Origin of the sequence: Kitasatospora sp. NPDC001603, from assembly GCF_040298365.1 — a bacterium.
Lineage (GTDB): Bacteria > Actinomycetota > Actinomycetes > Streptomycetales > Streptomycetaceae > Kitasatospora.
In genome coordinates, this window is sequence record NZ_JBEPAA010000157.1 from 1 (window position 1) to 5,212 (window position 5,212).

The window sequence follows — 5,212 nt, forward strand, 5'->3', positions numbered from 1 at the left end:
TCTGCTCCCCGCCCCCCCCCCCCGCGCGCCCCCGCCCCGCCCGCCCCCTCCGGCCCGCCCCGCCCCCCTCCCCCGCGCCGGGGCCCCCCCCCCCCCCCCGGGGCGGCCCCCCGCCGCTGTTGTCCCGGCGGCGGGCTCCGCCGCCGCTACCGGTCGCCCGGCGGCGCCTCGGCCCCGTCCCCGGCCGGCTCCTCGTCCAGCTGCGCCTTGATGGGCGGCGGCGCCTTCAGCAGGATCTGCCAGGTGACGTACATCGCCAGCAGCATCGGCGGGATGCCCAGGGCGACCTTCAGCCAGCCGAGCAGGTTGACGTTGTGGGTGAAGTACAGCGGGAAGAGGATCACCGGCTTGATGCCCATGATCACCACCCAGGCCCAGGTGGCCTTGGTGTAGGCCGCGAGCCGGCCCGGGTTCTGCTTGCGCCAGGTGAACATCTCGCCGGTGATCGGGCCGAGCATCAGCCCGATCATCGGCCAGCGGACCAGTGCCGAGACGGCCAGGCCGATGCAGTAGCCGACGCTCCAGAGCAGACCGGGCAGGTAGAAGTTCTCCGCCTTGCCGGTCTTCATGGAGATCCAGGCGCCGATGGCGACCCCGAAGACACCGCTGAAGGCGTGCTGGACGGTCTCCCGCCGGGCCAGCCGCGCCACCACGAACAGGCCGCTCAGGCCGAGCGCGGCCCAGGCGGCCGCGGGGACCTGGTGGGTGATGTTGTACGTGACGATGAAGACCAGGCCGGGCAGCGTCATGTCGACCATGCCGCGGACACCGCCGAAGGCCTGCATCACGGTGTCGGCGGCCTCACGGGAGGCCGCCTCGCGGGAGGCGGCCTGCCTGGCCTCCTCCTCGCCGGGAGCCGCCTCGACCAGGTCGAGCTGGGCGGCGGGCTCGCCGCCGGAGTGGTTGCTCACGCTCATTCGCTCCCGTGTCCGACCGGACGCAGTTCGTAGCGGGGGTTGAACAGCACGCGGCGCCCGCGTGCGTGGCCGATCCGGCCGCTGGCCACCAGGCGGCGGCCGGGCTCTATGCCGGCGATGGAGCGCCGGCCGAGCCAGACCACGTCCAGCGCCTCGGTGCCGTCGAAGAGCTCGGCCTCCAGCGCGGGCACACCGGCCCGCGGGCGGAGGGTCACCGTTCGCAGGGTGCCGGCGACGGTGACCAGTTGACGGTCCCCGCAACTGGCGATCGGGGTGCAGCCCGACTCCGCCGCGATCTCCTGGCGCAGCTCCTCCGCCTGGAGCTCCTCCGTGGAGGAGGTCAGCCGGCTGAGCATGCGGCGGAAGCGGCCCTGCGGCTGGTCGCTGCTGTTGTCACCACTCATGTCGGAAGGGTACCGGTTTTGGGAGCCGTGGCGGCAGGCCGCGGCGGCGGCCGGGGGGCCGGGCGCCCTCGGGGTCAGCCCTCGAAGCGGTAGCCCATGCCCGGCTCGGTGATGAAGTGGCGCGGGTGCGAAGGGTCCCGCTCCAGCTTGCGACGCAACTGGGCGAGGTAGACCCGCAGGTAGTTGGTCTCGGTGCGGTACGCCGGGCCCCAGACCTCCTGGAGCAGCTGGGTCTGGCTGACCAGCCGGCCGGCGTTGCGGACCAGCACCTCCAGCAGGTGCCACTCGGTGGGGGTCAGGCGGATGTCGGCGCCGTCCCGGTTGACCTTCTTCGCCGCCAGGTCGACGGTGAAGCTCTCGGTGACCACCAGCGCGTCGTCCTCACCGGCCACCGGCTCGGCCCGGCGGACGGCGGCGCGCATCCGGGCGAGCAGCTCGTCCATGCCGAAGGGCTTGGTGACGTAGTCGTCGGCGCCCGCGTCGAGCGCCTCGACCTTCTCGTCGGAGGCGTGCCGGGCCGAGAGCACGATGATCGGCACCCTGGTCCAGCCGCGCAGGCCCTTGATCACCTCGACGCCGTCCATGTCGGGCAGGCCGAGGTCGAGGACCACCACGTCGGGGTGGCGGGCGGCGGCCAGCTCCAGGGCGCCCGCCCCGTCGTGGGCCGCGTCGACCTCGTACTTGCGGGCCTTGAGGTTGATCACCAGCGCGCGGACGATCTGCGGTTCGTCGTCCACGACGAGGACCCGGGTCATACGGGCTCCGCCTTTCACAGCAGTCGGAAGGGTGGTGGTCATACGGGGGACGGGCAGTCGGCCGGCCCGGCCGTCGCGGGGTGCCCGGACGGCCCGGGGCGCTCGGCTCGTTCGGGCGCCCCGGCCTGCTCGGCCGGCCCGTCCCGGCCGGCCCGCTCGACCGGGTCGGCCCGCTCCGCCGGCTCCGGCGGCCGGTCCACGGCCGGCAGGGTGACGACCATGGTGAGACCGCCGCCGGGGGTGTCCTCGGCGGTGACCGTCCCGTCCATCGCCTCGACGAAGCCGCGCGCCACCGCGAGCCCGAGGCCCACCCCGGCCCCGCGCGGCGCGTCCCCGTACCGCTGGAACGGCGCGAAGATCCGTTCCTTGGCGTCCTCCGGCACCCCGGGCCCCCGGTCGACGATCCGCAGCTCGACCCGGCCCCGGCCGCCCACCGGGTGCAGGGCATCGGCCTTGACCAGCACCTTCACGCCCGCCGGGCTGTACTTGACGGCGTTCTCGACCAGGTTGGCCAGCGAGCGCTCCAGCAGCCCGCCGTCGGCCCGGATCATCGGCAGCGCCTCGGGGACGTCCAGCCGGACGGCCTCCGGCGGCACGCCGCCGAGGGCGAAGGGCACCACCTCGTCCAGGTCGGTCTCCTGGATCAGCGGCGTGACGGTGCCGGTCTGCAGCCGGCTCATGTCGAGCAGGTTGTTGATCAGGTGGTCGAGCCGGTCGGCGCCCGCCTCGATCCCCTCCAGCAGCTCCGCCTCGTCCGCCTCGTCCCACTCGACGTCCGCCGAGCGGAGCGAGCTGACCGAGGCCTTGATGCCCGCCAGCGGGGTCCGCAGGTCGTGCGAGACGGCGGCGAGCAGCGCCGTGCGGATCCGGTTGCCCTCGGCCTCCCGCCGGGCCGCGACGGCCTCCCCCGCCAGCCGGCGCCGTTCCAGCAGCACGGCCGCCTGGGCGGCGAAGGCGCCGAGCAGCCGGCGGTCCTCGGCGGGCAGCACCCGGCCGCGCAGCACCAGCGCCAGCGTGTCGCCGACCGGGACGTCCACGTCGGCGGTCTCGGGTCGCAGCGGCGGCCGCTGGCCGGCCGCGGCGACCGACTGCCACGGCCCGAGCGGATCGGGCCGCTCCAGCAACGCGGCGGCGTCCTGCTGGAACGTCTCCCGGACCTGCTCCAGCAGCGCGGTCAGGACGCCGTCCCCGCTCGGCGCGCCCCGCAGCACCGTGCCGGCCAGCGCGCTGAGCGTCTGCGCCTCGGTCTGGCTGCGGGCCGCCTGGTGGGTCCGGCGGGCCGCGAGGTCCACCACGGACGCGACGGCGATGCCGACGGCGGTGAAGATCGCCACCGCCATGATGTTCTGCGGCTCGTCGATGGTGAAGGTGTGGATCGGCGGGGCGAAGTAGTAGTTCAGCGCCGAGGATCCGACCAGCGCCGCGCCGATCGCCGGGAAGAGACCGCCGACCAGCGCCGCGCAGACCGTCAGGGACAGGAACAGCAGCATGTCGGTGGAGAGCCCGAGGCCGTCGACGTGGGTCAGCAGCAGGGCCAGCAGCGGCGGGCCGCCCAGGCCGATCAGCCAGCCCGCGACGGTCCGCGACCGGCCGAGGTCGGTGACCCGGCGGATCGGCACCCGGCCCAGGCCCTTGGCGGCCTGCTCGTGCGTGACGATGTGCACGTCGATGTCGCCGGAGGCCCTGGTCACCGTGGTGCCCACGCCGGGGCCGTAGAGGTACTGCCAGGCGGGCCGGCGGCTCGTGCCCAGCACGATCTGGGTGGCGTTCACCCCGCGGGCGAAGTCCAGCAGCCCGGCGGCGGGGTCGTCGGCGAGCACCGCGTGGAAGCTGCCGCCGAGGTTCTCCACCAGCGCCCGCTGCTCGATCAGCGTCTGGGAGGAGCCGGATCCCGAGCCGGCCAGTCCGTCCGAGCGGGAGATGTGGACGGCGAGCAGTTCGCCGCCGGAGCCGCGGGCCGCGATCCGGGCCGCCCGGCGGATCAGGGTCGCCCCCTCCGGCCCACCGGTCAGGCCGACCACGATCCGCTCGCGCGCCTGCCAGGTTCCCTTGATGCCCTGCTCGGCCCGGTACTTCTGGAGGTACTCGTCGACCCGGTCGGCCGTCCAGAGCAGGGCCAGTTCGCGCAGTGCGGTCAGGTTCCCGGGGCGGAAGTAGTTGGCGAGGGCCGCGTCGACCTTCTCCGGCGCGTAGACGTTGCCGTGGGCCAGCCGCCGGCGCAGGGCCTGGGGCGACATGTCGACCAGTTCGAGCTGGTCGGCCCGCCGCACCACCTCGTCCGGCACGGTCTCCCGCTGCCGGACCCCGGTGATCCCCTCGACGACGTCGCCCAGGGACTCCAGGTGCTGGATGTTCACGGCCGATATGACGTCGATGCCGGCCGCAAGCAGCTCCTCGACGTCCTGCCACCGCTTGGCGGTGCGGGAACCCGGCACATTGGTGTGCGCGAGTTCGTCGACGAGCACCACCTGCGGACGGCGGGCCAGTACGGCGTCCAGGTCCATCTCGGTGAACGCGGCGCCCCGGTGGTCCAGCTCGCGGCGCGGGACGACCTCCAGGCCGTCCACGAGCTCCGCGGTGTGCCGCCGCCCGTGGTCCTCGACGAAGCCGACCACCACGTCCGTGCCGCGCTCCCGCCGCCGGTGCGCCTCGGAGAGCATGGCGTACGTCTTGCCGACCCCGGGCGCCGCTCCGAGGTAGATCCGCAGCCTGCCGCGTCCCATGTGCACCATTCTTGATCCGGCCGGTACCGGGGACCACCCCGGACACGTGTTCCCCTCACCTTGGAGACTACGGCGTGGCCTGCGATTCTCCAGCGATCCGGCCGCTGATCAGGCAGTTTTAGCGGCATTTTGACGGCGGGAGCGGCCCGGCCGGGGCACCGCCGGCCGCCCCACGGCCCCGGGGGCCCTCGGCCGCACGGTGGTCTACGGACCTCTCCGGGCCTCTTTGGGTCTTTCCCGGCCTCTTCGGGCCGCTTCGGGCTGACCGGAATCGCCTTGTCCGGAAACGCAAAGAACCCCCCGATCCGTACGGATCGAGGGGTTCTTTGGAATGATTGTTCGGCGGCGTCCTACTCTCCCACAGGGTCCCCCCTGCAGTACCATCGGCGCTGTGAGGCTTAGCTTCCGGGTTC

4 protein-coding genes and 1 rRNA gene are annotated in these 5,212 nt (G+C 73.8%); all 5 read right to left on the minus strand.

The window, feature by feature from the left end; genetic code table 11:
- Positions 1–146: 146 nt before the first annotated feature.
- Positions 147–911, minus strand: coding sequence for a DUF3159 domain-containing protein (locus ABT263_RS38385; RefSeq protein WP_329487686.1), 765 nt, complete (start codon positions 909–911; stop codon positions 147–149).
- Positions 912–913: 2 nt separating this feature from the next.
- Positions 914–1,321, minus strand: coding sequence for an OB-fold nucleic acid binding domain-containing protein (locus tag ABT263_RS38390; protein WP_329487687.1), 408 nt, complete (start codon positions 1,319–1,321; stop codon positions 914–916).
- Between the two features lie 74 nt (positions 1,322–1,395).
- Positions 1,396–2,076 (minus strand): response regulator, encoded by a 681-nt coding sequence (locus ABT263_RS38395; protein ID WP_352298506.1) that lies wholly within the window; start codon positions 2,074–2,076, stop codon positions 1,396–1,398.
- Positions 2,077–2,114: 38 nt separating this feature from the next.
- Positions 2,115–4,799 (minus strand): DUF4118 domain-containing protein, encoded by a 2,685-nt coding sequence (locus ABT263_RS38400; protein ID WP_352298509.1) that lies wholly within the window; start codon positions 4,797–4,799, stop codon positions 2,115–2,117.
- Positions 4,800–5,136: 337 nt separating this feature from the next.
- Positions 5,137–5,212 (minus strand): 5S ribosomal RNA (rrf, locus tag ABT263_RS38405); the annotation flags it as partial.

Excerpts from the sequence above, each read along its gene's own strand:
- ABT263_RS38390 (WP_329487687.1), bottom strand. The coding sequence starts at position 1,321 with ATGAGTGGTGACAACAGCAGCGACCAGCCGCAGGGCCGCTTCCGCCGC.
- ABT263_RS38395 (WP_352298506.1), bottom strand. The coding sequence starts at position 2,076 with ATGACCCGGGTCCTCGTCGTGGACGACGAACCGCAGATCGTCCGCGCG.
- ABT263_RS38400 (WP_352298509.1), bottom strand. The coding sequence starts at position 4,799 with ATGGGACGCGGCAGGCTGCGGATCTACCTCGGAGCGGCGCCCGGGGTC.